Below are 240 nucleotides of genomic sequence, written 5' to 3' on the forward strand. Positions count from 1 at the left end.
GTGAGTGCCAAAAGCACGATATAACTTGGTTTCATTTACCTATAAATGACGACGAAGCACCCAAACAGCCTTTTATATCAAGCTGGAACACACACAAAACAGAAATATTACAAGCCATACAGCAAAAACAAACCATTGCCATACATTGCAAAGGCGGCACTGGCCGCACAGGGTTGGTTGCTGCGCTTATTTTAAATTCAGCAGGTTACACAAAGGATGAAGTGTACAGCTTAGTACAAG

General features: G+C 41.7%; 1 protein-coding gene. It reads left to right on the forward strand.

From position 1 onward, the window contains the following. The coding region (locus SB756_RS34590) for a tyrosine-protein phosphatase (RefSeq protein WP_410913819.1) at positions 1 to 240 on the forward strand (240 nt) is incomplete at both ends.

Origin of the sequence: Pseudomonas sp. SIMBA_068 (genome assembly GCF_046534705.1) — a bacterium.
In the GTDB taxonomy this organism is placed as follows: Bacteria; Pseudomonadota; Gammaproteobacteria; order Pseudomonadales; family Pseudomonadaceae; genus Aquipseudomonas; species Aquipseudomonas putida.